This is a genomic window from Cytobacillus stercorigallinarum (assembly GCF_014836495.1).
Classification (GTDB): domain Bacteria; phylum Bacillota; class Bacilli; order Bacillales; family Cytobacillaceae; genus Cytobacillus; species Cytobacillus stercorigallinarum.
This window is the reverse complement of sequence record NZ_JACSQT010000005.1, coordinates 230,384-255,460: the sequence shown is the minus strand read 5'-3', so window position 1 is coordinate 255,460 and position 25,077 is coordinate 230,384. Positions and strand designations below refer to the sequence as shown.

Annotated in this window: 20 protein-coding genes; 15 read left to right on the top strand and 5 right to left on the bottom strand. The window is 36.8% G+C overall.

What is annotated here, in order from left to right; all coding sequences use genetic code 11:
• Positions 1 to 90: 90 nt before the first annotated feature.
• Complete coding sequence (locus tag H9655_RS12620; RefSeq protein WP_191814467.1) at positions 91 to 2,139, bottom strand: molybdopterin-containing oxidoreductase family protein; 2,049 nt, start codon at positions 2,137 to 2,139, stop codon at positions 91 to 93.
• 466 nt (positions 2,140 to 2,605) lie between these two features.
• Between H9655_RS12620 and ileS the strand changes: the two genes are divergently transcribed.
• The 4 genes from ileS (at position 2,606) to fsa (ending at position 10,131) form a co-directional block, all read left to right on the top strand.
• Positions 2,606 to 5,665: an isoleucine--tRNA ligase gene (gene ileS / locus H9655_RS12615; protein WP_191814465.1), complete on the top strand. Its 3,060-nt coding sequence runs from the start codon at positions 2,606 to 2,608 to the stop codon at positions 5,663 to 5,665.
• 534 nt (positions 5,666 to 6,199) lie between these two features.
• Positions 6,200 to 7,402: an MFS transporter gene (locus tag H9655_RS12610; protein ID WP_191814463.1), complete on the top strand. Its 1,203-nt coding sequence runs from the start codon at positions 6,200 to 6,202 to the stop codon at positions 7,400 to 7,402.
• Positions 7,403 to 7,979: 577 nt separating this feature from the next.
• A complete protein-coding gene (gndA, locus tag H9655_RS12605) occupies positions 7,980 to 9,395 on the top strand; it encodes an NADP-dependent phosphogluconate dehydrogenase (RefSeq protein WP_191814461.1) in 1,416 nt (471 codons plus the stop codon).
• A 76-nt stretch (positions 9,396 to 9,471) separates the two neighbouring features.
• On the top strand, positions 9,472 to 10,131 hold the full coding sequence (fsa, locus tag H9655_RS12600) for a fructose-6-phosphate aldolase (protein WP_191814459.1): 660 nt from the start codon (positions 9,472 to 9,474) through the stop codon (positions 10,129 to 10,131).
• Between the two features lie 189 nt (positions 10,132 to 10,320).
• On the opposite strand, the gene H9655_RS12595 is transcribed toward fsa, so the two are convergent.
• Positions 10,321 to 10,599 carry a methionine aminopeptidase gene (locus tag H9655_RS12595; RefSeq protein WP_191814457.1) on the bottom strand — a complete coding sequence of 93 codons (279 nt, stop codon included), beginning with the start codon at positions 10,597 to 10,599 and terminating at the stop codon, positions 10,321 to 10,323.
• A gap of 301 nt (positions 10,600 to 10,900) precedes the next feature.
• On the opposite strand from H9655_RS12595, the gene H9655_RS12590 reads away from it, so the two are divergent.
• The gene (locus H9655_RS12590) at positions 10,901 to 11,659 is read left to right on the top strand and encodes a TerC family protein (protein WP_191814455.1); all 759 of its coding nucleotides are present in this window, start codon (positions 10,901 to 10,903) and stop codon (positions 11,657 to 11,659) included.
• Positions 11,660 to 11,707: 48 nt separating this feature from the next.
• On the opposite strand, the gene H9655_RS12585 is transcribed toward H9655_RS12590, so the two are convergent.
• The gene (locus H9655_RS12585) at positions 11,708 to 12,676 is read right to left on the bottom strand and encodes an ABC transporter substrate-binding protein (RefSeq protein WP_191814453.1); all 969 of its coding nucleotides are present in this window, start codon (positions 12,674 to 12,676) and stop codon (positions 11,708 to 11,710) included.
• Positions 12,677 to 12,788: 112 nt separating this feature from the next.
• Here H9655_RS12585 and H9655_RS12580 point away from each other — a divergent pair, with 112 nt between their 5' ends.
• The 4 genes from H9655_RS12580 (at position 12,789) to H9655_RS12565 (ending at position 16,376) form a co-directional block, all read left to right on the top strand.
• A complete protein-coding gene (locus H9655_RS12580; protein ID WP_191814450.1) occupies positions 12,789 to 13,811 on the top strand; it encodes a FecCD family ABC transporter permease in 1,023 nt (340 codons plus the stop codon).
• A complete protein-coding gene (locus tag H9655_RS12575; RefSeq protein WP_191814447.1) occupies positions 13,811 to 14,815 on the top strand; it encodes a FecCD family ABC transporter permease in 1,005 nt (334 codons plus the stop codon). The genes H9655_RS12580 and H9655_RS12575 overlap by 1 nt, the downstream gene beginning before the upstream one ends.
• Before the next feature lie 43 nt (positions 14,816 to 14,858).
• The gene (locus H9655_RS12570) at positions 14,859 to 15,119 is read left to right on the top strand and encodes a hypothetical protein (protein ID WP_191814445.1); all 261 of its coding nucleotides are present in this window, start codon (positions 14,859 to 14,861) and stop codon (positions 15,117 to 15,119) included.
• A gap of 162 nt (positions 15,120 to 15,281) precedes the next feature.
• The gene (locus tag H9655_RS12565; RefSeq protein ID WP_191814441.1) at positions 15,282 to 16,376 is read left to right on the top strand and encodes a metallophosphoesterase; all 1,095 of its coding nucleotides are present in this window, start codon (positions 15,282 to 15,284) and stop codon (positions 16,374 to 16,376) included.
• A gap of 53 nt (positions 16,377 to 16,429) precedes the next feature.
• Here H9655_RS12565 and H9655_RS12560 read toward each other — a convergent pair whose 3' ends face one another.
• Both H9655_RS12560 and H9655_RS12555 read right to left on the bottom strand, forming a co-directional pair.
• Entirely contained in the window at positions 16,430 to 16,648 is a 219-nt protein-coding gene (locus H9655_RS12560; protein ID WP_095373037.1) for a methionine aminopeptidase, read from the bottom strand.
• Between the two features lie 822 nt (positions 16,649 to 17,470).
• Positions 17,471 to 18,178, bottom strand: coding sequence for an NAD-dependent protein deacylase (locus H9655_RS12555; protein ID WP_191814439.1), 708 nt, complete (start codon positions 18,176 to 18,178; stop codon positions 17,471 to 17,473).
• Between the two features lie 163 nt (positions 18,179 to 18,341).
• Between H9655_RS12555 and H9655_RS12550 the strand changes: the two genes are divergently transcribed.
• The 6 genes from H9655_RS12550 to H9655_RS12525 all read left to right on the top strand — a co-directional run bounded on the left by H9655_RS12550 (position 18,342) and on the right by H9655_RS12525 (position 24,829).
• Positions 18,342 to 18,806, top strand: coding sequence for a GNAT family N-acetyltransferase (locus tag H9655_RS12550; RefSeq protein WP_191814437.1), 465 nt, complete (start codon positions 18,342 to 18,344; stop codon positions 18,804 to 18,806).
• A 368-nt stretch (positions 18,807 to 19,174) separates the two neighbouring features.
• Positions 19,175 to 19,321, top strand: coding sequence for a hypothetical protein (locus H9655_RS12545; RefSeq protein WP_191814435.1), 147 nt, complete (start codon positions 19,175 to 19,177; stop codon positions 19,319 to 19,321).
• Between the two features lie 380 nt (positions 19,322 to 19,701).
• On the top strand, positions 19,702 to 20,754 hold the full coding sequence (locus tag H9655_RS12540) for a bifunctional transcriptional activator/DNA repair enzyme AdaA (RefSeq protein WP_191814433.1): 1,053 nt from the start codon (positions 19,702 to 19,704) through the stop codon (positions 20,752 to 20,754).
• A gap of 173 nt (positions 20,755 to 20,927) precedes the next feature.
• Complete coding sequence (locus H9655_RS12535; RefSeq protein ID WP_191814431.1) at positions 20,928 to 22,124, top strand: M20 metallopeptidase family protein; 1,197 nt, start codon at positions 20,928 to 20,930, stop codon at positions 22,122 to 22,124.
• A 15-nt stretch (positions 22,125 to 22,139) separates the two neighbouring features.
• Positions 22,140 to 23,429: an amidohydrolase gene (locus H9655_RS12530; protein ID WP_191814429.1), complete on the top strand. Its 1,290-nt coding sequence runs from the start codon at positions 22,140 to 22,142 to the stop codon at positions 23,427 to 23,429.
• 77 nt (positions 23,430 to 23,506) lie between these two features.
• Positions 23,507 to 24,829, top strand: a complete 1,323-nt coding sequence (locus H9655_RS12525) for a hypothetical protein (RefSeq protein WP_225230614.1) — start codon at positions 23,507 to 23,509, stop codon at positions 24,827 to 24,829.
• Positions 24,830 to 25,077: the final 248 nt, after the last annotated feature.

Sequence of the window (25,077 nt, the reverse complement as noted above, 5' to 3'; positions counted from 1 at the left end):
CTACAATAAAAAAAGACTAGAACAAACAATCATCCTACCAGTTTGTCCTAGCCTATCTGTATTTTAGATATATGTCCATTTTCTCAATGTTTATTCATGACTACTGACTTTCTCAATATATACTCTCCCGGAAAAGAAAGTGGCACCGCCTCCCATATCAGCTACTCTATCAGGTGTGAGCGTATTAACGAGTTGTTTCTTGCCTGGCTCATCAGCCCAAAGGCCTTGACTAACAACAACCCCTGGAAGTACGTTTTCTCCGATAGCGGCCGTTAACTCACATTCTCCTCGTTCATTATAGATTTTTACTACATCTCCATTTTCAATTTGATAATCTTGTGCGTCCTTGGTATGCAAATGGAGTTTTGGTTGTTTTTCTAATTTAATATGCTTTTCATTATTTGAGAAGGTACTATTTAGAAAATTATGGTTTGGTGCTGGAACGAATAAAAATGGTGCATCGCCTTCATCTACTATTGGATTGTAAGTCGGTAGCGGATTTAAGCCATCCTTCTCCATTAATTCTGAATAAAGTTCGATTTTTCCACTTGGTGTCTTAAGTTTGCCGGGAAGTAATGGACGTACGTCTGCTTTCATAAACCGATTTTCTTTTAAAAGCTCAAAATTAATATCCTTCATATATTCATTCTTTGAATTCTCTAAAGCGGATGTAATTAAATCTTCTTCGGAATCCTTAAATAAATCTTCAGTAAATCCCATATAATGTGCTAGTTGTTGAAAAACATGATGATTGGATCGTGACTCACCATATGGTTCTATTACCGGTTCATGCAAATGAATATAATGATGCCAATAAGAAGTGTAAAAATCGGTATTCTCATATGATGAAGTAGATGGCAAGATGATGTCAGCATATTGAGCTGTTTCCGTTAAGAATAAATCATGCACAACTAAAAATAAGTCTTCTCTTGCAAGCCCTTTTTTTACCAGATTACTATTAGGTGCAATAACTGCCGGATTACTACCATAAACATACATGGAACGGATAGGTTTATCTTTTTGTCCTAAAGCTTCACCTATGAGATTCATATTAATCGATCTTGTCTGTTTATTTGCTAATAAATCGGGTCGTTGCATAGCCGCGGTATTGAACGATAAATAACCAGAATTTGATTTGAGTGCGCCACCACCTTTATGCAGCCATTGTCCTGTTAAAGCAGGAAGGCAGGAAATAGCACGTACATTCATCCCACCATTATCATGATGTTGCAATCCATTGCCAATGCGGATAAATGATGGTGTAGTCTGACCATATTCTCTTGCTAATTGATAAAGATCCTCTACAGAGACCCCTGTAATAGACGCGACAACTTCTGGCGTGTATTTTTTTACATGCGTTCGTAATTGCTCATGTCCAATGGTATACGTTTCAAGAAATTCTTCATCTACCATATGCTCAGCAAACAAGATATGCATCATTCCAAGTGCAAGAGCACTATCCGTACCTGGTTTAATGGGAATGAACCAATCAGCCATTTTGCCTGTTTGATTTTTATGGACATCAATCACGATGATTTTTGCCCCGTGTTTCTTTGCTTTTCGGGCAAGAATAACTTGATGCATATTCGTACTGACAGCATTGATTCCCCAAAGGATGATGAGCTTGGCTTCACTTGTGTCTTCTGGATCTGTGCCAAAGCCTCCGCCCATTGTGTAACGATAACCTTCTTTACCTGCTGCTTGACAAACTGTTTGTTCTAGTCTACTTGCACCTAAGCGTGAAAAGAAACGGCGGTCCATTCCTTCAGCAGCCACTCTACCCATATTACCGTAAAAGCTATAGGGAAGAATGCTCTCGGGTCCGTGCGTTTTAATTAAATCTTTCCATTTATCTGTAATGATTTGTAGTGCTTCATCCCAACTGATCTCCTCAAATTGACTACTACCTTTTGGACCAGTTCGCTTGAGAGGATGAGTTAATCTCTTTGGGTCATATAGCCGTTCAGCCATATTTCTTACTTTATTGCAAATATTCCCTTGCGTAACAGGATGGTTAGGGTCGCCTTCAACTTTCACGATTTTCCCGTCTTTTTTATGTATGAGTAAACCACATTGGTCAGGACAATCTAGGGAACAAACGGACGTGAAAATGCCTTCTTTCTCTGTGTGAATCGTCATTTTGTTATCTCCTTTTATGGTTGGCAATCTTTATTGTCTATTTAGCATGTTTTTATTAATAATTATTATAATAGGTTACTTCTCTTTATCCTGCAATGATAAATATTTATTCTATTGACAATTCACAATTATTAACATATGATACTTCATATTAATTAAATTCTATTCAATTCGTTGACGAGAAAGAGTAGTTGTGAACATCTTATCCAAAGAGAGTGAGCCATTTGCTGAGAGGCTGACGTTAAGACCACAATGAAAATCCTCTCTGAGAAGCAAAGCTGAAGTGAAACTAAGCTTTGACGGCATCCAACCGATATCCTGGACGCGTATGATAGTACGTAGTGAGAGCAAATACAAACCACTACAGTTGGTTTTTTTGTTTTTTAGAGGGGATATTTTAACTCGATTCTACGTATAGAATCGAGTTTTTTTCGTATATGAAAGGATATGGAAGGGAGATTTTAAAATGAAAGAACGAGATGTGGAAAAGGAGAGAAAGGTTCGCGAATATTGGCAAGAGGAAAAAATCTTTCAAAGGTCCATACAGCAAAGACATGAGGCGCCATCCTTTGTTTTTTATGAAGGCCCACCAACAGCAAATGGTATGCCACATGCTGGTCATGCACTTGGTCGAACGATAAAAGATTTTGTTGCCCGTTACAAAACCATGACTGGACATCAAGTTTTAAGAAAAGCAGGATGGGATACACATGGGCTCCCTGTAGAACTTGAAGTACAAAAGAAATTACAATTGATTAGCAAAGATGATATTGAAGCATTTGGTGTAGAAGCATTCATAGCAGAATGTAAGAAGAGTGTATTCACATATGAAAAAGAATGGCGACAGTTTACTGAGCAATTGGGCTATTGGGTGGAGATGGATCACCCTTATATCACACTCGATAATGAGTACATTGAATCGGTTTGGCATATATTATCTCAAATTCATCATGATGGACGCTTATATAAAGGGCATCGGGTTGTCCCTTATTGTCCTCATTGTGAAACATCCCTAAGTTCGCATGAAGTTGCACAAGGATATAAAGATGTGCATGATCTATCAGCAACAGTTAAGTTTAAAGTGGCTGAGAATGAATACTTACTTTGTTGGACAACAACACCTTGGACATTACCTGGAAATGTAGCTGTAGCGGTAAACCCTAAGCTAAGTTATGTGAAAGTAGAGCAAAATAATGAACGATTGATTGTCGCAGAAAGCTTGGTTTCAACAGTACTTAAAGAAGGATACAAAGTCATCGAGTCTGTAAGAGGTGAAGCATTAGTAGGTATGAAGTATGTTGCGCCATTTTCATTTGTCTCACTCAACAATGGACATAAAGTGATTGCAGCCGATTTTGTAACGGAAGATTCGGGAACTGGGTTAGTCCATATTGCCCCAGCACATGGCGAAGATGACTACCAAGCTGTAAAAGAAAATGGATTAGATTTTTTGCAAGTTGTTGATGAGAAAGGAAGATATAAGCAGAATGTTCCTCTTGCAAATAAGAAAGTGAAAGAAAGTGATGTAACGATCATTCAAATGCTAGCTCAGGAGAATCTACTTTATAGTAAGAGGAAATATGAACATAGTTATCCGTATTGCTGGAGATGTGACAATCCACTGATTTATTATGCGATGGAAGGTTGGTTCATTCGCACAACTGATGTCAAAGAAAAAATGATAGACAATAACCAAACGGTTGAATGGTATCCAGCGCATATGAAGAATGGCCGATTCGGTCATTTTCTTGACCAACTTGTTGATTGGAATATTGGAAGAAATCGTTTTTGGGGAACGCCGTTAAATGTATGGACTTGTCAAACTTGTGGACTAGAAAGTAGCCCAAATTCCATTGCACAATTAAAAGAAAGAGCGATTGAAAATGTAGATGATCGCATCGATTTGCACAAACCTTATGTTGACCGTATTCATTTGAGATGTTCTTGTGGTGGTGAAATGAAGCGTGAGAAGGAGGTCATTGATGTATGGTTTGATAGTGGTTCAATGCCATATGCTCAATATCATTATCCTTTCGAACAGACAACGCTATTTAATAATCAATTTCCCGCCGACATTGTGATCGAAGGAGTAGATCAAACGAGAGGGTGGTTCTACAGTTTACTTGCCGTATCAACACTTTATAAAGGTGTCGCACCGTATAAAAAGGTCTTATCTCTCGGTCATATATTAGATGAGCAAGGACAAAAAATGTCTAAAAGCAAAGGGAATGCTCTAAATCCTACCTTGTTGATTGAAGAGTTTGGCGCAGATGCATTAAGATGGGCTCTTCTTAGTGATAGTGCTCCTTGGAATAATAAGCGATTTTCTAAAAAGACCGTTCAACAGGCAAAATCAAAAATAGTAGATACGTTCAGGAATGTTTTTTCCTTCTATGATATGTATGCAAAGATTGATGGTTTTGATTTTAGCCAGCATCGAGTAAAGGAATTGGCAATCATTGACCAATGGATACTTTCAAGATTGCATCATACGATTGAGAAGGTAAGAGAAGGATTAGAAGTTTATGACTTTTTCAAAAGTGCTAAATTACTGGCAGAATTTTTAGATGATGTGAGTAATTGGTATGTCAGACGATCACGGCAAAGATTCTGGAAGGAAGGATTAGACCACGACAAAAGGGCAGCGTATACCACTCTTTACGAAGTGCTGGTGCAATCAACGCGATTATTTGCACCATTTATGCCATTCGTCACCGATGAGATTCACTTACAATTAGTCGGCAGTAGTGTTCATCTATCTGATTTTCCTAAGCATGAGAAAACGAAGACCAACATCCAGTTAGAATCCGATATGAAAGATGTTCGACAAATTGTTGAACTCACTAGATCAATCAGGATGGCAGCTAATATCAAAACAAAGCAGCCACTTCAAACAGTAATCGTAAGTGCAGTTAAAGGGAAAGCAAGTGTATCTTCCTTTGAACAGATCATAAAAGATGAAACGAATGTAAAAGAAATAATTTATGAAAAAAATACCCATAACTTTGTAACAGTTGAGTTAAAAGTTAACTACGCAATTGCCGGTAAAAAATACGGTAAAAGAATAAAAGTGATTGAGCAAACATTAAAAGAATTAACAGTCTGTGAAAAAAATACCTTACTCACGAATGGATCATTAAACATAGAAAAAAATGGTGAAATGCTTGTTTTAGAAAATGAGGATGTGTTAGTAGAGAAAAAAGCGAAACATCCATATAGATTTGCAGAAGGAAAAGATTGTACAGTCATCCTGAATATCGGATTAACAGAAGAGCTTTTGCAAGAAGGGTTAGTGAGGGAAGTAATGAGAGAAGTGCAAAACAGGCGAAAAAAGCAAGGGTTACCGGTTGATCTTCGTATTCATCTAACAATGTTTGGCAATGAAAAGGTTTTAAGAGCATTAGAGAAGTTTTCGGCGCTTTTACATGAATCATTACTTGTCCAGTCAATTACATTAGCAGAAGTAGACGAAATGACAAATCTGCATGTTGATGGAGAAACAATCAAAGTTAAAATAGACGATTAAACAATGAAAAATCACAGCCAATGGCGGATGGCTGTGATTTTTACTAGGGGATATGTTGTTTATCATTCATCTTTACCCATTCGTGCCCCTACAAAAAGTGTAATGGTAACCTTTTAGTATAGGTTTCGATAATTAAGCTTTTAAAGTTTCGTCTGATGAGAATGCGATTGAATTTGAATAGTGGATGAATGATATTTCAACAATAAATAATTGATGTAGGCTTGTAGGTTAAATTCATTATTCTTAACAAAATACGAAAAGTTAGTTCTTTTCAAGCTTAATCACAACCTTTATATGTACTAAATAAAATGATTACCATTCAATATATACCGGCCCCACCTTCGCCAAGTACGATGATAGCCACACTTGCTATCCGCCTAATACTTAGTATATATGAAAACGCTTACATAAACAATAAAAAATTTTCCCTTTATTTCGACAAAAAAATGAAAATACTTTATTGGAGAATTTTAAGCTATAATTGCTTAGGTAGTCGAAATATAAACGTTGATTTTTTAAGAAAGAAGGTTGAATATGCATACGTTAGGAGGCAAGCTTTGGTCCACGCAGTATACAATGGCACTAATGCTTACTTTTTTATTTTTTTTAAGTTTACAATCCTTGTTAGGGGGATTTCCAATCTATGTTACTGCATTAAGTAATAACCCAACATACGGAGGGTTAATGACAACAGCCTTTATGATTGCTGCTGTTGTATCTAGGCTTTTCTTAGGTTTTTGCTTACGGTATATGAATCAGAAATCGTTATTAATTCTATCTTTATTAGGTATGTTGTTGTTTATTTTTGTGACAATATTCACAAATTCTATATTTATATTCACAATCCTTCGCATATTACAAGGTGTTGCTTTCGGTTTTATTACTACATTATTAGCAACAATAACGACAAATTTAATTCCTGAACACCGCTTAGGGGAAGGAATCGGCTATTTTGGTTTGGCTACAAGTGTTGGTACAACTAGCGGTCCTTTTTTGGCTATTTCAATGATTAATATTTATTCATTTAAATCCGTTTTGTCCTTTTCTCTTATTCTTATTATAGTGATTATAATTGGTAGTCTTGCCCTTAAAACTTCGCAAAATATAAATCAACAGGCAGTTAGGAAATTGTCAATAGTAGAATCCGCTTTTGATTCACGCGCTTTCTTACCATGTTTTTTAGTGTTATTATTTTATTTTACGTTTGCTGGGGTAGTGAACTTTATTGAGGGATTAGGAAGTTCTATTGGAGTAGGGGAGAAAACCTCCATATTCTTTCTTATCTTAGTGGCGATGCTTATTATCATTCGCCCATTTTCGGGCAAAATTTTCGATCGCTTCGGACATGCTTATTTAATTTATAGCGCAACGATTGCAGCATTTATCGGATTGTTACTCATTGCATTTGCTAAAGGAATATCTTCATTATTCATAGCCGCTGTGTTTTATGGCATTGCATATGGTGTGATGCAACCGACATTCCAAGCTTGGGCTGTTAGCCTTGTACCAAAAGAACAAAGGGCAACGGCTAATGCAATGAGCTTAAGTTTTATGGATTTGGGACTAGCGATGGGGGCACTGCTACTTGGCGTCGTCGCAAACGAAAAAGGGTACGATTTTATGTACATCCTATCTTCATTGTTCGCTGTCGTTATCTTCCTGCTCTATTTTATTACTCATATAAGAAGAAAAACAAAATCAGCGCCATTGCCATCACAAAATAGAAAGGCTTCGTAAATCGTTAAGTCATAGTCTCTCTTTGTTATTGCTTTCATGTTTTATCTTATTTTTATTGGGGAAAGTAAGGTCATAATCTTCCGTAGGTTGATGATAATAAAAAGAACTTATAAACAGGCAAATGATACTGGTCAATGACAATAAACAACGTGAAAAAGTATGGCTCTTTGCAGGAGATTTAGAAATGAGTTGTGTGCATTATTGGAAGCGGTTCGAGCGGGGCATGCTTTGCTTACCAATTAGCGAAAAAAATATTCGCTCTCCCTGAATTAGAACGGCTCTTATTGGACAAGTTTTGGGGTGACGCATAAAGGGTAACCAATGACTCAACAGCATCCCAAATACTCAAGCGGGTGTTATCTTTTCTCATCACATACGGCGAATAGGATGATCTATCGGATTTCATGATGAGAGTCATTGTCCATAAAGGGATAATGTGAGAAATTTCATACAGTTTGTTCTATAGTAGGATGGATTGTAATCACCTTCATCGTTTTGTATAATCACAGATGAGGGTTATTCTATTCTTGACTAAAGTAGCAGTCAGGAAAAAATGAAAGACGAAAGGACCAATTAAATGAGTAAACAACAAATAGGTGTTATCGGATTAGCAGTAATGGGAAAAAACCTTGCTTTAAATATAGAAAGTCGTGGCTTCTCAGTAGCTGTTTTTAACCGTTCTTATGAAAAAACAGAAGCATTCTTACAAAATGAAGCAAAGGGTAAGAACTTTACTGGTGCCGAAACTATTGAAGATTTTGTCCAATCACTAGAAACACCAAGAAAAATCTTGTTAATGGTCAAAGCGGGTGCAGCAACAGACGCGACAATTGAATCGCTGAAACCATATCTTGAAAAGGGTGATATCTTAATTGACGGTGGTAATACATATTTTGAAGATACCATTCGCCGCAATCAAGAATTAGCAGAAGAAGGCTATCATTTTATTGGTACAGGCGTTTCCGGTGGTGAAGAAGGAGCTTTAAAAGGGCCTTCAATCATGCCTGGTGGTAAGAAGGAAGCATTCGACCTTGTACAACCGATTTTTGAAGCTATTTCTGCGAAAGTAAATGGAGATCCATGCTGTACATACATCGGTCCAAATGGGGCTGGTCATTATGTGAAAATGGTTCATAATGGGATTGAATATGGTGATATGCAGTTAATTTCTGAGGCCTATTTTATTCTTAAACATGTACTTGGATTAGAAGCGAATGAACTTCATGAGACATTTGCAGAGTGGAACAAGGGTGAGTTAGATAGCTATCTAATTGAAATCACAGCTGATATCTTTACAAAAGTAGATGACGAGACTGGCAAGCCACTTGTTGATGTGATTCTCGATAAAGCGGGACAAAAAGGTACCGGTAAATGGACAAGCCAAAATGCTTTAGATCTTGGTGTACCTCTTCCGATTATTACTGAATCTGTATTTGCAAGGTTTATTTCCGCAATGAAAGAAGAAAGAGTCCATGCTAGTAAAATTCTTACAGGTCCTAAAAAGGACATATATAGTGGAGACCGTGCGGAGTTAATAGAAGCTGTTAGACAAGCATTATATATGAGTAAAATTGTTTCTTATGCACAAGGATTTGCTCAAATGCGCGCGATGTCTGATGAAAAGAATTGGGATTTAAAATACGGCGATATTGCCATGATCTTCCGCGGAGGCTGTATCATTCGTGCACAATTCTTACAAAAAATTAAAGATGCTTATGATCGTGAACCAGCATTAGCAAATTTATTATTGGATCCTTATTTTAAGGAAATCGTTGAAAGCTATCAGTCTTCATTAAGAAAAGTTCTTTCTATTGCTATTGAACAAGGTATCCCTGTGCCTGCATTCTCAAGTGCTATTGCTTATTATGATAGCTACAGAACGGCAACATTACCAGCTAATCTACTGCAAGCACAAAGAGATTATTTTGGAGCACACACGTATCAGCGAGTAGATAAAGAAGGAACGTATCATACTAATTGGATGGAAAAGTAGAAAGTGGTACTTGAAACGATTACCAGCTTTAGTATGGTATAATAGTAAAGGAAGTTAGAAAGGGAGGTATATTACATTGAAATTTTTCATAGATACAGCCAATTTAGATGAAATTAAACAAGCATACAAGTTAGGTGTCCTATCAGGCGTAACAACTAACCCGTCACTTGTAGCAAAAGAAGGCATCAAGTTTGAAACAAGAATTGAAGAAATTCTTCAAGCAGTTCCGGAAGTAGAATCAGTATCTGCTGAGGTCACTCCTTCTGCAGAAACAGCTGAACAAATGATTGCTGAGGCTGAGGAACTGATTAAGATAAATAATGGTGATAAGAACATTACTATAAAAGTGCCAATGACAATGGCTGGTCTTGAAACAACAAGATATTTATCCAAAAAAGGTGTTAAAACGAACGTCACATTAATCTTTACTGTGAACCAAGCATTACTTGCTGCAAGAGCTGGAGCTACTTATGTTTCACCGTTCTTAGGAAGACTTGATGATATCTCAGAAGACGGGATTACCCTCGTTGCTAAAATTGCTGAGCTTTTCCGCATTCATCAGTTAGATGCACAAATTATTGCTGCGTCAGTGAGACATCCGGATCATGTCACAAGAGCTGCATTAGCCGGTGCACATATTGCGACAATTCCTTATAAAGTAATTGAGCAGTTAACAAAACATCCATTGACAGATCAAGGGATGGAAAAATTCGCTGCTGATTGGAAAACAGTATAAGTTCATTTTAAGCCCTCTCTTTCATTTTCTGGAGAGGGCTTTTTTGAATGTTCTATACTAGCTTGGTAACCTACCAATCTTCTACGTTTACACATCGTCATTAGAGCTGAGAAACATCCTTTTTCTGCTCTTCATTCACTATTTCCGCAGAAACTATACATAATTCGTTGCCAATTGATAAAGAAGCACCTAATATTCGCTGGGTTCTTGTGATGAAGTTTGTTTATTCGACTTATGATTCTCTCTGCGCTTTTCTTTTTCTTGAATACGCTCCCAATCATTGAAACGACCACTTCCTTCGCAACCTGGACAAAAGAGTGTATCAGAATGTAGGGAGTACATGAGGCTAGGGTATAATAAAAAGCCTTGTCCATAGCATTCTGGACATCTATTACTTCTTTTCATCTTTTCTAAATGTTTATGTTCTCGCGCATTTTTCCATTGATTAAAAGATTTACCTAAACTCATCGACTTCACCTCTGATCATCGCTTTTTATGAAGCGATAAATTGTCGTGATGCTAGACAAACTAGTGTTAAACCTCAATGTTTAAATGAGGTAAGGGATTATTTCCGTACAGCTTATAGTAACGAGCAAAAGTCTTTTACACATTTCTGTTAATTATTATATTAAAAAGAATTATTTTTGCTCATACTTTATGAGAGGAAATGAAAAAGATTTTGTTAGTTTAGCGAAACTTTCGTGTTACGAAACTATTTGGTATAATAGAGCAGTATAATAGGTTCATTTCATTTAAAGGAGTCTTGTCAATGGAAGTATTAAATCAGTTGTTATCAACCTATGCATCATTTTTTGATTGGTCAATGTGGAAAGAGGTTCTTACAGATCCTGTTTCTTGGGGGTATATAGGCACACTCATTGTTCTAGAAGGTCTATTATCAGCTGATAATGCATTGGTATTAGCCGTTATGGTTAAGCATTTACCGAAGGAGCAGCAAAAAAAAGCACTTACGTATGGGTTAATTGGTGCTTATTTTTTCAGATTTCTCTTTATCGGTTTAGGTATGTGGCTGATTAAATTTTGGTGGATTAAAGTACTAGGAGCCGCTTATTTAGCTTATTTAGTGATTAAACAATTTTGGTTTAAAACGCCTGAAGAAGATATCGACGGAGTAAAAAAAGACGGTTGGATGATCCGTACTTTTGGTGTTTTTTGGGGAACGGTTATTTCAGTAGAGCTAATGGATTTAGCTTTTTCTGTAGATAGTATATTAGCTGCCTTTGCTGTTTCAGATAAAGTATGGATTTTGTTAATTGGAGGTATGCTTGGGATTTTAATGATGCGCACAGTTGCAAAGTTATTTTTAGTATTAATTGATAAGATTCCGGAGTTAGAGACAACAGCTTTTATTCTTATTGGAATTATTGCTATTAAAATGTTACTAAGTGTGTTTCATATTGAGATTGGACATATATTATTTTTCAGTATTATCATTGCTGCCTTCGTCATAACATTCATTGTTCATGCTTATCATAATAAACAAGGTGGACATGACCACGTGGCATAAGCAAAAAGGCTAAGATTCCAAAAGGAATACTTAGCCTTTTTGCTTTTCCTATTTATTAAGGATGGTTTCTTCCACATCTTCAATGATTTGTGTATTCGCTATCGTTCCGGTGTACAACCATCCTGTGTCCCTAGAGAATTCATAGACATGCTCATTTTTTACTGCCGGAATATTTGCCCATAATGGATCAGATAAGACTTCTGCCCCTTCACCATCGCTATTAATAAAGAATAGGTGGTCCACATCCATATCTGCTAATTTTTCTAAAGAAATCGCTGACCAGTTTCCAGTAGCATCTGCTGAAATTTCTTCAACGACAGAAGGTACGGCCATGCCTAAATCATTATATATCACATCACCTGCAGAAAGGTCCTTGCTTACGATGAATAAGCTGTTATTCACTAACCAAATAGCTGCGGCAGATTCACCAGCATGATTTTTTTGTAGTTCTGCTTCTACTTTTGCTGCTTGATCTTCGTACTCTTTAAGAACTTCAGTTGCCTTATCTTCTTTACCGAAGATTTTACCAACTGTTTCAAGTTCTGTACGCCAATCACTATTTTCTTCTTCACCAATCACATAAGTGGGAGCAATTTTCGCATATTGCTCATATTTACCGCCTTCAACCATACCTGCTCCATCCATAATAATTAAATCTGGATTTTGACTAGATACAGCTTCTAAAGGTAAATCATGAGCGATTGTAGGTACATCCTTTAAATATTCTTGAAGATATTCCTGTTTGCCGTTAGCAACAGACCATTGTACAATGGGGGTAATACCTAAAGCGACAAGATGATCTTCTAAGTATGTAGCAACTACTCGTTCAGGATTAGCAGGAATCGTTACTTCGTTTCCTAATGCATCAGTTAATACACGATCCTCGGTTTGCTCAGTTGCTTGGTTGGAGTCATTATTCTTATTTTCAGCATCGTCATTACCACAACCAAAAAGGGCAAGAGATGTTGTAATTGTTGCAATTAATAATAAGTTTTTTTTCTTGTGAGATGAGAACAAGATGTTAACCTCCTAAATGAACTATGATATAATTAGCCTATGCAAATGATAACAATTATCACTATCAATTACAAGATATTTCTTGCACTACTTTATGAAAGAGAGATACATAATGGCTTTACTTAATGGAACAAACACAAGTAGAAATCGTTTTTTTGCGATGATGATCGTCACACTTGGTACAATCATCCTTTGTTTAGCGATGGCTGTTTCAATTGCCTTTGGTGCAGTGAATATTAATCTTTCAACAGTATGGGAAAGTGTTGTATCATATGACCCATCTAAAACGACACATCAAATTATTATTAATTTACGGATGCCTCGAGTAGTGGCGGCAGCATTAGTTGGCTCTGCACTTGCCATTGCAGGTGCAATTATGCAAGGGATGACAAGAAACCCACTAGCGTCACCATCGATTATGGGGGTTACTTCTGGTGCTACCTTTGCTATTGCAGTTGCTTTAGCCATCTTTACCTCTTTAAGCCCAATTGGAACCATGTTTGCTGCTTTTATCGGAGCAAGCATTGGAGCAGGGCTTGTTTTTGGTGTCGGAATGCTATCCCGAAATGGGTTGACGCCTGTTAAACTGGCGCTTGCCGGGTCTGCTATTACGGCTCTTTTAAGTTCTATCTCATCTGCAATTGCCATTCACTTTAATGTCGCAAAAGATTTAAGTTTTTGGTATGCAGGTGGTGTTGCGGGTATCCAGTGGGAGAGTGTAGCTCCTGCTATTCCCATTTTTATTATAAGTATTATCCTAGCAATTATGATTAGCAGTTCCATTACTGTTTTGAGTATGGGTGAGGAAGTGGCCATCGGACTAGGGCAAAAGACAGGTTTAATACGTACAATTGGTTTTATTGTTGTTTTACTCTTAACTGGTGCAGCAGTCTCTATATCAGGTACGATTGGATTTGTGGGCCTCGTTATCCCACATATGGTTAGGTTTTTAGTTGGAACAGATTACCGGTTAATCATCCCTTGCTCAAGCGTATTAGGGGGTCTACTACTTGTGTTAGCGGATATTGGTGCGCGAATGATTAATCCTCCTTTTGAAACACCAGTGGGTGCCATCATGGCATTGATTGGCGTACCTTTCTTTCTTTATTTAGCAAGAAGGGAAGGTGGAAGATAATGAAACAAAAATGGAAAGCGGTTGTTTTCTTTTTAACGATATTATTAGTTGTCCTCTTTTTAGCTAGTTTGAGCTTTGGATCCAGTTTTATTTCACCTGTTGCTATTTTCAATAGTGTATTATCTTCTACCCCTGGGCAATATGATTTAATCGTTTTTGAGTTTCGTTTACCAAGGATTGTTCTAGCCATTTTAATTGGTATTGGCATGGCTGTTTCTGGTGCGATATTACAAAGTGCGACTCAAAACGGTCTGGCGGATCCGGGGATTTTAGGTATTAATAGTGGTGCTGGATTTGCTGTAATTTTATATATCTTTTTCACACAGGGGATAAGATTTGAATCTGAACTATTACAACTGTTTATTCTCCCTATATTTGCATTATGTGGGGCTTTACTTGCGGCTTTTTTCATTTATGTTTTCTCGTGGAAAAAGTCGTCTGGTGTTACACCTATACGGTTAATCTTAGTAGGTATAGGTATTAATGCAGCTTTTTCAGCTTTAATTATTATTCTCCAATTAAAAATGGATCCTCGTTCCTTTACACAGGCAACTGTTTGGTTATCGGGTAATATTTCTGGCGTGAGTTGGAGTTATACATATGCCCTTTTACCTTGGTTAATTGTACTGATACCGATTGTGTTATTTAAGGCGAGGTATTTAAATGTTCTTACACTAGGGGATGCGATGTCTACTGGCCTAGGTGTCAATGTCAATCGTCAAAGAAAATGGTTATTACTACTTGCTGTTGGATTAGCTGGGTCTTGTGTCGCTGTTGGTGGAGGCATTTCATTCTTAGGTTTAGTGGCTCCACAGCTAGCGAAAAAACTAGTTGGGCCGAGAAATGAAATTTTATTACCTGTTTCAGCATTGGTCGGCGCGGTGCTGTTACTTTTCTCAGATGTTGTTTCACGTACGATTTTAGCACCTTCGGAAATACCGATTGGGTTAGTCGTTTCTGCCATTGGTGCACCATACTTTATTTATTTATTAATTAAAAGCTAAATAGACCATACTATCGTTAACAATAGATGAAGGGTATGAGCGTATGGCTAAAAAAGAAGAAAATAATAATAAGGAGATCAACCACCTCAACTCTATGCTTGCAGCAGTAATGAATTACTTAACAGATGAAACAGTCGAGGAGATAGACTTTGATTATCTTCTTGATTCTACTGAAGGACTAAGACAGTGGTGGAATGAGTATGAAGAGCAACATAAGAGGGAAATAGCAAAAGAAATTAAACAATCTTTAGAAGGCCTATCTTTAAAAGAATTACAGCAAATTAAAAAACAAATCACACCTTAAAGTCTTCACAGTAAAAGTGGAGGCTTCTTTCTTTCTTTATATGAAATCAAGTCATTTAACATTATTTTTGTCATTTGAGAAGCAATTAGTTGTTTTCAACATACGTCTTTGATAATATTTTTTACAGTTCTATACTTTATACATAATGTGAAGGGGAAAAATATGCTTACATTGTTCGTTGGCATCACAATGATACTTATTTATGGCTTAACTTGTTACTATATTGGCTTTAATACATGGCGTTGGTTACGTAAAACTTTTTCTTTTCGTTTCAAAAAAACATTTATCGTAGTTGTTTTTCTTCTTTCAATATCATTTTTTGTTGGATTTTCGTTTCATCTGCCGGTTATTGAATGGATTGGTGGATATTGGCTTGTCATTGTTGGCTATGGTATGCTCCTATTACCGATTATCAATTTGCTTTATTTTATTACAAAGAAAAATGCTAGATTCTTCACCTATGCAGGTTGGGCGGTTGTTGCGTTTTTTACGTTTGTCTTTATATACGGTACATATAACGCTTGGACACCGATAGTGAGAGACTATCAAATAACAATTGAAAAGGCTAATGATGAAGAAGAAGGTGATGTAAAGGTATTAATGGCATCAGACTTACATCTCGGTACAATTGTAGGTAATAATCATCTTGAGAAGTTGGTGAAAATAGCGAAAGAGGAGAAGCCTGATATTATTTTTATTCCAGGTGACATTATTAATGATGATATTACCCCATATGTAGAGAAGGAAATGAATAAAACGATGGCAAAACTAGAAGCCCCACTTGGTGTTTTTGCTTCTCCTGGTAACCATGATTATTATGGTGGCGATAATGATCAATTAAAAAAGGAATTAAATGAGATCGGTATTCACTATTTAATGGATGAAGCAGCAATGATAAATGACCAATTTGTAGTAATTGGCAGAGAGGATTTAACAAACCCTAATAGAAAGACCATAGAGGAACTTATTGCTAGGAATGAAACAAAAGATTTACCCATTATTGTATTAGATCATCAGCCACATGAGATTACAGAAGCACAAGAGGCAGGAGCAGATGTAATATTCTCAGGTCATACACATAGAGGGCAGCTATTTCCTGCTAATTTAATTACTGCAAAATTGTTTGAAAATGATTGGGGCTATATGGCAAAAGAGCAATTACATTCTTTTACTTCTTCTGGATTCGGATTATGGGGACCAGCACTACGTATAGGTTCTCAATCAGAAGTAATGATTATAGAAATAGATTTTCAATAAAAAAACCATCTCCAGATAATGCTGGAGATGGTTTTTAAATGGTTAAAGGAATATCATTTGATTTGGTTACTTTCCCATATATCATACTCACCACTGCCATTACAGCTAGCACAGTAGTAGGCATCGTCGTCCATAAACATATATTCTTGACCTGCAAAATATTGAAATCCCTTTCCACGACAATCAGGGCATTTTTCGAGATCTTTCATTTTCTCCACGTGATTAGCATATCTCGTTTCACGCCACTCGTTAAAAGCATTGAGTAATCCCATGAAAGTCCCTCCTTACTTTTTTTATATTAGTTTGCTTCAAAGTGAGGAGAGATATACCTACTTGATTGTTTCAAAGGTTCTTCACCATAAAGTTGTCCTTTTCTTTTTAGTAGTCTTAACAAAAAGTGCAGATAATAAGCAAATACGAACAACATAAAGTATCCAGTTTGATAACAATCGTCATCCCGAAAAGATACAATTCCTATAGTGGTTGTGTGATAAGCACTGCACAAGTTGCTGCTAATATAATTCCTGCAGACGATCACCCCACCTGTTAGCTTCACGCTTTCTTTCACTGCTTTAAACCATTCAACTTCTTTTTCCTTTCTTAATGGAAAATGGGATTGGTTTACTGTCGATAGTGCGAGTGTCTCTACTATGATCCTTCTATTATTGCCATAAGCTTTTCTGGTTAATTGAACGGAAAATGAACATCAGCTGACAGATGATTTGTCCTAAACTTAGCCAAAGTTTGTAAAAATAAAAAACCATGTTAGATTTTTTGACAAAATAGATGCAAATGAAAAAGAATCATAATATAGTAAGGTTATGATCCTAAGCCCCACTTGGGAGGAAGTCTGATAACCATTGTTATCAGGCTTTTTTTATTAATAGTTGTAGTTAACGCCTGTAAATATAGTCATTTAAGAAAAGAATCTATCGATATAAGACAATAAGGAGTCGGGGGTTATCCGTGAATTTAAATGCAAAGATAACCTAAAACAAGCGATAACAATAGTGTGCTGTAGGTAAAGCATTAATGGATAATTTTTTTAGTAAAGTTTTCTCGTCATTTAGATCGAATTCTCTTAGATTATTGCTTTATAATTGTTGATCAACAGCGGATAATGCTTCTCCAATCTTCCTCTCATTAATGACCAAGTCAGCGTAATAATCGAGGTCAGTTGGTTCTTCATTAATGATTACTAACCTAGCCCCTGCTTCTTTTGCGATTAAAGGAAATTGATTGGCTGGGGCTACTGATAGAGAGGAACCTAAAACGATAAAGAGGTCGCTAAATTCAGATAAGTGTAGCGCAACTTCGAAAGCATCTTTTGGTAACTGCTCTCCGAATAATACGATAGACGGTCTTATCTTACCACCACAGTGACACTGGGTTAGTTGTTTTATAAAATCTTCTCTATTCTTTGACTTCCCACAGCTTTGACAGTGAAATCTTCTTAAAGTTCCGTGCAGTTCTGCTACATGTGTGGAACCTGCTTCTTGATGTAATCCATCAACATTTTGCGTAATAATCCCTTTAATTAACCCTTGTTCTTCCCATTTCGCAAGAATGCTATGTCCTTTATGAGGCTTTACAAGCTGGACACTTTGCACTCTTTCTTGATAAAAGTGCATAAAATCATTGAGTTGATTGTTCAATGCATCAATACTAGCTAATTGTGTTGGGTTAAATTGCTTCCATAAGCCTGTAGATGAGCGGAAATCGGGTAAGCCACTTTCTGTAGACATACCAGCCCCAGTAAAAATAACGGTTGAATGTGCATTTTTCAGCCAATTTGCTAACATATCCAAGTCCCCCCAACTTTTATTACTTTTTATTATTATAGACAATCAAGGAGTTAAATTATAGCGTGTGTATAAAAATAGGATGATATAATGGCAATACATGCCACAGATATGTAACAAGGTAAAAGCTTTATAAGAGTTGATAGAGTGGGGGATTTGGATAATGATAAAAAGAATTGATATTACTGACATTGAGTCAGCTCAAGAGGTGCTCTCCATTCAAATCGCTGCATACAAAATAGAAGCAGAGATAATTGGTTCATATGATTTACCTCCATTAAAAGAGACGGTAGAAACTTTGCGACATTGTCGTGAAACTTTTTTTGGTTATTACATGAAGGGTCGATTATATGGGGTTATATCTATTCATATTGATAGTGATGTCATAGAGGTTTGTCGCTTAGTGGTCCATCCAATACTTTTTAAAAAGGGAGTTGCACAAGCACTATTAAACTTTATTGAGGGTGAAAACAAATTCAGAAAATTGAAGGTTTCAACAGCAATTAAAAATACACCAGCAATCAATTTTTATAAAAAAAATCGTTTTCAATTGGTGAATCAGAAGAGAGTAAGTGAGCAAATTACTTTGGCCTTTTTTGAAAAAAATATGAAAGAGATTGATGAGTAAGACCAGTTCGAATTTGTTAACAAATAAAGTAGCCCACTAGCGAGTCTTTATCACTAGGTGGGCTATAGACGAAGCAAACTGGTTTTAGCGGGAAAGAAAATTTTTATTCACTGTTATCTTATGATATCAGGACAAGTATGTGCATCATACGAATAAAAAAATAAGGGGAATTGCTTAGTAAAGGCAATAAGAAAGGGATTGAACAATCCTACATGTTCAATCCCTATTTCAAAAGGGGGGGAATTTGTTTATGTCCTAGCTGTAATATTACTATACACATTAAATATGAATAACCTATGAACACAAGATGAAAAAAGCGTTAACTTTCTAAAGGGGGAAAAGAATAACTACGATTTGTTTAATTAGATATGGAGAAGCCGGTCGGAAAGCTACAAGCGATACTTTGTAGAAGCTATATTTCTGAAACAAATGCAGCTGTATTTATTGTAAGTCCTAGAAGAGAGTCAGACAAACAGCAGAAATCATTAAATTTACCTGTTGTTGGTCACGAATGAATGGAGTGAAAGATGTTTGGATAGGCAGAGCGTATGACTGATGAAGAAAGAAAAGAGTCATTTTCATCACATAATATTCCACACTACATTATCATTATCCTCATAAAAAATTACTGCTCGTCGCATATGGTGCAGTTTGGCACCCTACTAAATCATTCCGCAAAAGGTGAAGTTCATCATATGGTTGCATTTATACAATCAATTTGAAGGGAAATGACTGGTTGAAAAAAGAATATTATATCACCCATCATCTAAATGATTGAAATGACTATGAAAGGAATGTCAATCTAGTTAAAAATAGTTGTTCATTTTCAGAAAGAAATTTTGCTTAGCCTCGCTATAATAATAGTAGCAATTACCGAAATAAAGGAGGGACAACTATGATTATAAGTGAGGAAAAGAAAACAGAGTTTTACGAAGCGTTAGTTCAAAGAAATTCACAATACGATGGGATTTTCTTTGTAGGTATAAGAACAACAGGTATCTTTTGTCATGCAACTTGTTCAGCCAGAAAACCTAAGTATGAGAATTGTGAATTCTTCTTAACGGCAGAGGAAGCATTATTAGCAGGCTATCGTCCTTGTAAACGTTGTACACCATTATTCTATCCAAACAGTATTCCTAACGAAATTGAGAAATTAGTTTTAGCAGTTGAGGCTAGCCCAGAGAAAAGATGGAAGGAAGCGGATTTTCGCGAACTAGGTATTCATTCAGCAACAGCAAGAAGAAAGTTTAAAGAAATTTACGGGATGACCTTTGTACAGTACGCCCGCTCAAGAAGAATGGGTATCGCCTTTAAAGAAATATTAAATGGAAAAAAAGTGATAGACCAACAAGTATTGCTCGGCTATGATTCATCGAGTGCCTTTAATGATGCTTTCTCGAAAATCATTGGTAGGTCTCCAAAGAGAGCTTCTTTATCGATAGTATATGCGAATATTTTATCGACACCTCTTGGTAGGATGATTAGTATTAGCGATGAAAAGTATTTGTATTTATTGGAATTTATCGATAGGAGAGGTCTTGAAAAAGAGATTGAAAACATACGAAATAAACAAAATGCGCGGATACTGCCAGGGGTTACGACAATCAATCGAAAACTAGAAGAACAGCTCAAGCTTTATTTTGCTAAACAACTTCGACAATTTACTATTCCTCTTTTCCTTCAAGGAACACGTTTTCAAATGGAAGTGTGGTCTCTTTTGCAAAAGATTCCATATGGACAAACTGTTTCTTATCAAGATATTGCTAATTTATTAGGGAATAGCAACCGCGTAAGAGCTGTTGGAAATGCCAATGGAGCCAACCAAATAGCCATTATCATACCCTGTCATCGCGTGATTAAAGCAAGTGGAAAATTGGGCGGATATGGCGGAGGTATAGAAAGAAAGGAGCATCTTTTACGTCTAGAAACGGAGAGTGAAAATGAATAGTTGTTAATGGGGGAGTTTTGATCAAATATCATCTCATTTTTCGTTTTGCAGAATAAATTTAGTGAAAATTTTTAAAAAATTCCCGGATTTCCCTCAAATTTGATTGATTTTAGTGTATTATCGGAATTAATAAGGAATTTTTCCTTAATGATTTTGAAGAGGGAGAGATTATCATGTCCGTTTCTTTTAAAGGCGAAGCAAAAAAAATAGCTACTGAATTAACATTGTTTAGGCGTGAACTTCACGAGTATCCAGAGCTAAGTGGTGAAGAAGTGCAAACATCTTTGAAAATACAACAGAAACTAAACGATTATCAAATTCCATATCAAACTGGTTTTGCTAAAACTGGGATTCTAGCAATTATTAAAGGAGAAAAACAGGGGCCGACGATATGTTTACGGGCGGATATTGATGCCTTACCGATTGAAGAACAAAGTGGTGTCTCTTATTCTTCGAAAGTAAAAGGTGTGATGCATGCTTGTGGTCACGATAGTCATGCAGCAATGCTATTAGGAGCTGGTATTATCTTAAATAACCATAAAAGCAATTTAGCTGGAACGATCTTGCTCCTATTTCAGCCGGCGGAAGAAAAGTCTCCAATAGGTGGAGCGAAGACAATGATGGAAGACGGTGTATTTGATGAATATAAACCATCAGTTATTATTGGGCAGCATGTATGGCCAGACCTCCCGCCAGGGCAAATAGGTGTTAGATCGGGAGCGATGATGGGTAATTCTGATCGGTTTTCTTTGAAAATCACTGGTTCAGGTGGGCATGCCAGTATGCCGCATATGACAAAAGATGCAATTATTATCGCGAACCAAGTGATTACAATGTTGCAAACGATTGTGAGCCGAAACATTGATCCGCTAGAATCAGCGGTTGTTACAATTGGCAAGGTATCTGGTGGGGTTGCCCATAACGTCATAGCGGAAGAAGTAATGATTGAAGGGACAGTAAGAACGTTAGCGGATCATGTAAAGTCAGAAGTGAAGAATCGTTTTCATCAAATCGTAACAGACACTGTTAAAGCGCTCGGTGGACAGGTCGACATCACTTACCTTGATGGTTATCCTGCGACAGTAAACACGCCGGAGTGGGCTGAAAGAGTGAAGGAAACAGCGGCGAAATTTGTAGGTAAGGAAAATGTTCCAGAAGTCGCTCCATCAATGGCGGGAGAGGATTTTGGCCGCTTTTTAAAAGAATATCCGGGTGTTTATTATTGGCTAGGTTGTTCAATAGGACATAATCAAAAGCCACTTCACAACCCTTCTTTCCAACTGAATGAAAATATTTTGCCGATCGGTATGGAATTGATGGCTCAAGTTGCTGTAGATACAATTGAACAATTACAAAGTAAGGGTTTATAGGAGGAATTTTTTCAAATGGAAGCATTCATTAAAGACATCACCCCGTATTTAACTAAAATGAGAAGAATGTTTCATGCATATCCAGAGGTAGCTTGGACAGAGTATGTGACAACTGCAAAGATTGCTGAAGAGATAGAAAAGCTCGATTTTGAAGTAGAGATGGGGCAGGCAATTCTTCATCCACATACAAGAATGGGATTGCCAACAGAAGATCAGATAGAAAAAGAAGAACAAAGAGCCATGGAGGCGGGCATAAATAAGGCACATTTATATTTAATGAAAGGTGCTTTTACCGGACTTAGAGCCTATTTCGACACTGGTCGCAAAGGAAAACATATTGTTCTGCGATTTGATATCGATGCGCTCCCGATTAATGAAGCAGAGGATGAAGCGCATTTTCCTTTTGCTCAAGGGTTTCATAGCAACAGAGAAGGCTATATGCATGCGTGTGGTCATGATGGGCACACCGCTATAGGTTTGGGTGTTGCGCGTTTTATTCATGAAAATCGCCACCAATTAAACGGACGGTTCTCCTTGTTATTTCAACCTGGAGAAGAAGGGGGACGAGGGGCAAAGCCGATGGTGGATAAAGGCTTGCTAGATGATGCGGATGTCTTTTTAAGCGGGCATATAGGTATCCACTCATTAAACGTAGGTGACATAGTGGCAACAACAGATCAGTTCTTAGCCAGTACAAAGATAGACGTTGAATACTTTGGAAAATCTGCACATGCTGGATTAGAGCCAAATGAAGGCAGGAATGCTTTATTAGCCGCTGCAGCCGCTTCATTACATTTAAATGGTATTACAAGACACGCAGGTGGTGCGACACGCATCAATATAGGGACACTAGAGGCAGGAAGTGGCCGAAATATCATTGCTGATTATGCGAAAATGCAATTAGAAACACGAGGTTCATCGACTGAACTCAATGAGGATTACATGGTTGCCGAAGCAATGAGAATTATTCATGCAAGTGGAGCTCTTTATGATGTCACAACAAATGTTGAAATCGTTGGCCAGGCGCCGAGTGCAGAGTGTCAAGATGAATGGATAGATTTTATTAATGGGGCAGTGAAAGGCAGTTCAAATATTAAAAATGTGATTCCAAAACTACCTTTAGGGGCTTCTGAAGACGCAGCCTTTATGTTAGAGAAGGTTAGGCAAAATGGGGGAGCGGCGAACTATATGTTATTTGGAACACCGCTCGCTGCTGGACATCATCATCCAAGTTTTGATTATGATGAAGAGGTACTGCCTATTGCCGTTGAATCAATTTGTCGTGTGATTTTAGGGTGGCAATAAGTTAAAAAGAACGAACCTTAACCAATCATGTTAAAATAAGGATATATCGTTTAATTTGTTGGAGGCAGGTGCGTTGGATGAAAATTCGAGTGGGGGTTATCGGACCGAAAGATTCAGTTAAAATGATCATAGATACAGGGGCGGACTACGATGAACTTCACTTTATTCCCTTTGTGTATGAATCGACTGAAGAAACGGAGCAAATTATTATTAGAAATAGAGAATGGGTCGACCAGTGGCTTTTTTCAGGGCAGGCGCCGTATTTCTATGCATTATCCAAGAAAGTGATTACAAAAAAAGAAGCGAGTTATATTCCCTTAAGTGGCGCGGGCCTGCTTGCTGTCTTAGTAAAGATTTTTTTAGATAGCGATCAAGTGCAAAAGCGTTTTAGTTTGGATACTATTCAAGAAGAAGAGATGGATAGAGGACTCGATCCGCTAGTAAGGAATCGAGTCCTTTTCCAGATGAATTCTTACGACGGATATATGCCGGCTGAAGAAATTATTGCTTTCCATAAAGAATTATATGAAAGTAACAAAGTTGATATTGCTATTACTTGTTTAAATAAGGTGTATAAAGAATTAACGAAGATGAACATCCCAACTTATCGAATCGAGCAATCTGAATTAACGGTCAGACGTTCTTTAGAAACCATTAAAGAAAAGGGACAAGCATCATGGTACCGTAAATCACAACTTGTCATTATTGGTGTCGAACGCATCGTTGCTTCTTCTGAAAGTGAAGAAAGAAGGCGATCCTTTCGGTTAAAGCATCAAGAATTAGAACTAAAAAAAGTCTTGCTTGACGTTGGTGAAAAAATGAATGGTTCGGTTGTCCAGATGGATGATGGTGTCCACTATATTTTTACAACGCGAGGAGAACTTGAGCTATTTATGAGAGATCAATCTATGTTGACAATCAGTGAAGAAATTTTTGTCAATAGTCGGTTACGAGTCCGCATAGGTGTAGGCTTTGGTTTAACAGTATTAGAGGCTGAGGAAAATGTGAGTATGGCTTTTTCTCATGCTCGTGAATTTAAGGGCCCAATTGTTATCTCTGTTAATGAAGAAAAAGAATTAACGATTATTAAAAATGAACGAGAAGAAATAAGTTTTCATTCAAGGATTTACGGAAATGATTGGGAAAAAATATTTAAAGATGCAGGTATAAGTAGTAAAGTTGTTGCAAAAATTGAGTCTTTATCATTGCACTACCAAAAAAATATGATTACTTCTCAAGATTTATCTCATTGGCTAAAAAGCACTGATCGCAACGCAAGAAGAATCTTGATGGAGATGGAAAAGATCGGATTAGCAGAAATCATTGGAGAAGAGACAGGTCATCGCGGGAGACCACGAAAGATTTATCAATTAGACTTTAAACAGTTAGCTAAAATATAAAAAATAAAACCGTATATTTTGAACCTAAGCACCTGAAATATAATTCATTTCCAGTTGTTTGGGTTTTTTATTGTTTGTAATTAATTAAATAAAAACTTGAAGGCGAACATTGAGAATTATTTTCAACCATATTATTTCTATATATTCTTATATTTGTAAGAACAAATTATATTTTTTAGAAAATTATCAAAAAAGACAAAAAAGATTAAAAAAAGACTATTCACAATATAAATGTGATGATATAATAA

Coding starts and splice junctions, on each gene's coding strand:
- H9655_RS12545 (WP_191814435.1), top strand. CDS start 19,175: ATGGAGAAGCCGGTCGGAAAGCTACAAGCGATACTTTGTAGAAGCTAT.
- H9655_RS12560 (WP_095373037.1), bottom strand. CDS start 16,648: ATGGGATTACTCAATGCTTTTAACGAGTGGCGTGAAACGAGATATGCT.
- gndA (WP_191814461.1), top strand. CDS start 7,980: ATGAGTAAACAACAAATAGGTGTTATCGGATTAGCAGTAATGGGAAAA.
- H9655_RS12525 (WP_225230614.1), top strand. CDS start 23,507: ATGAAAATTCGAGTGGGGGTTATCGGACCGAAAGATTCAGTTAAAATG.
- ileS (WP_191814465.1), top strand. CDS start 2,606: ATGAAAGAACGAGATGTGGAAAAGGAGAGAAAGGTTCGCGAATATTGG.
- H9655_RS12620 (WP_191814467.1), bottom strand. CDS start 2,139: ATGACGATTCACACAGAGAAAGAAGGCATTTTCACGTCCGTTTGTTCC.
- H9655_RS12565 (WP_191814441.1), top strand. CDS start 15,282: ATGCTTACATTGTTCGTTGGCATCACAATGATACTTATTTATGGCTTA.
- H9655_RS12530 (WP_191814429.1), top strand. CDS start 22,140: ATGGAAGCATTCATTAAAGACATCACCCCGTATTTAACTAAAATGAGA.
- H9655_RS12595 (WP_191814457.1), bottom strand. CDS start 10,599: ATGAGTTTAGGTAAATCTTTTAATCAATGGAAAAATGCGCGAGAACAT.
- H9655_RS12575 (WP_191814447.1), top strand. CDS start 13,811: ATGAAACAAAAATGGAAAGCGGTTGTTTTCTTTTTAACGATATTATTA.
- H9655_RS12555 (WP_191814439.1), bottom strand. CDS start 18,178: ATGTTAGCAAATTGGCTGAAAAATGCACATTCAACCGTTATTTTTACT.
- H9655_RS12540 (WP_191814433.1), top strand. CDS start 19,702: ATGATTATAAGTGAGGAAAAGAAAACAGAGTTTTACGAAGCGTTAGTT.
- H9655_RS12610 (WP_191814463.1), top strand. CDS start 6,200: ATGCATACGTTAGGAGGCAAGCTTTGGTCCACGCAGTATACAATGGCA.
- H9655_RS12570 (WP_191814445.1), top strand. CDS start 14,859: ATGGCTAAAAAAGAAGAAAATAATAATAAGGAGATCAACCACCTCAAC.
- H9655_RS12550 (WP_191814437.1), top strand. CDS start 18,342: ATGATAAAAAGAATTGATATTACTGACATTGAGTCAGCTCAAGAGGTG.
- H9655_RS12590 (WP_191814455.1), top strand. CDS start 10,901: ATGGAAGTATTAAATCAGTTGTTATCAACCTATGCATCATTTTTTGAT.
- H9655_RS12580 (WP_191814450.1), top strand. CDS start 12,789: ATGGCTTTACTTAATGGAACAAACACAAGTAGAAATCGTTTTTTTGCG.
- H9655_RS12535 (WP_191814431.1), top strand. CDS start 20,928: ATGTCCGTTTCTTTTAAAGGCGAAGCAAAAAAAATAGCTACTGAATTA.